The organism is Bradyrhizobium sp. KZN70725, from assembly GCF_055264925.1.
This window is the reverse complement of the sequence record NZ_JBUYWT010000164.1, coordinates 1-1,524: the sequence shown is the minus strand read 5'-3', so window position 1 is coordinate 1,524 and position 1,524 is coordinate 1. Positions and strand designations below refer to the sequence as shown.

The following is a 1,524-nucleotide window of genomic DNA, read 5'->3' as shown; positions in this document are numbered from 1 at the left end:
AGCGTCAATCAACGCTTGCCAAGTCGACGGCCAGCGTCAATTATCTCCTGACTCGGCCGCCTCGTCTCATCTTGATTGACGGGCCGCTCTCATCCTGATTGTCGCGCTATATGGCACACCAATCCGAGATGCTACGTAGAGAGTGGCGATCAATCAGGCCTTCCAGCGAGACTGTTCCCCGTGACGCCCTCAAGGAAACGGCCCCAGCGCGTTGGAACGAACGCTGAGGCCGCCTTACCGCGCCGCTGAGAATAAGGCGGCCCCGGCACGTAGCTAGCGCCGGGGCCAGAGGGATTGTCATTCCCATGAGAACTCGACCCTGCGCCCAATAGGTCTGTTCCCGCATTTGCATAGGAAAGTCAGCTTGCGTTTCATCGCAGATGCGATGCGGCACTCAAGCAAACGGCCCCAGCACTCGGGCAAGGAGGCTGAGGCCGAGGAGCGCCCGTGGGGTAGGGAAAGATTATGGACCCCCCGCGTGAGCTAGAACCTCGATGGTACGGAAGGGCATTTGCATATGTGAATGAGTGTCCTGATTTCCCCAAGCGAATGTCCTAACTGGGACAGCATCTCAACCGGGGTGCTGTCCGCATTTAGGCCCCGTGTCCCAAGTTGATTTTGGAAGTGTCCTGATTAGAAAACGGCCCCAGCGCCGGGAGAGCGCTAAGGCCAAGTTGACGTTTCCAATGAGCTACGGCAGTTCAGCCGATCAGAAGCCAGCCTAAGCTGATGATGAACGCGACGAGCGATATCCCCGCCAAGCCTATGAGGCTGAACTCGACGCCATCTAAATCGGTCCTGAACATAATGTTCAAAGCATTACACGTCGGATCGGCGGGCGCTTTAGCGTATGTCAGTCAGCGGCTGTGTCCAATTTCCAGATTCCACCGGGCATCAGATGTCCTAATTCCCCTGTACGAGTGCCCTAACCAGGACAGCACCTCAACCGGAGCATTGCCGCCAAGGCGGACGCTACTGCGGCTCCCCGACCGAGGAGCGCGCCGGCGGATTTGGATCGCTGAACCAGTACCAGGATGCGAGGGCATGGACGCCGACGCCGATCAGGAAGATGCCGGCGTAGAGCTCGACCGCATGATTCATCGCCAGCAGGCGGGGATGCTGCGCGGCACCCTGGCCCTGGTAGGTCCAGACCCAGTGCCCCACGGCGACGATGCCAACGCCGAGCGCGGCGATGGCTCGGCCGGCCGCATTCATCATCCTCACGCGATGGTCTCCCAACTCGCCCGGCCAGGCAAAAATACCGGGCGAAGCTGACGCGGACCTGACGTGGGACATGGAACGTAGCCCGGATGGAGCCAACGGGTCGCGCGAACGCGTGCCCGACGACAGGCTCCGCGAAATCCGGGACTTTCTATCCGCGCTGCTGAAGCCTGCCGGACTACGCTTTGCTTTATCCGGGCTTCTGTAACGGGCCTTGGTTAGTCAATCCCTTTTCGCGTCATCCACTCGCCGGGCACTTGCTTCTGTACGGGATCGGCGCGAAGGCCGTCGCCTGATGGGGTG

At 60.3% G+C, this 1,524-nt stretch carries 1 protein-coding gene; it reads right to left on the bottom strand.

Annotated features, from left to right (window positions below; genetic code table 11):
• Positions 1 to 972: 972 nt before the first annotated feature.
• The gene (locus ACZBJS_RS42470; protein WP_245311945.1) at positions 973 to 1,218 is read right to left on the bottom strand and encodes a hypothetical protein; all 246 of its coding nucleotides are present in this window, start codon (positions 1,216 to 1,218) and stop codon (positions 973 to 975) included.
• Between the last annotated feature and the right edge of the window lie 306 nt (positions 1,219 to 1,524).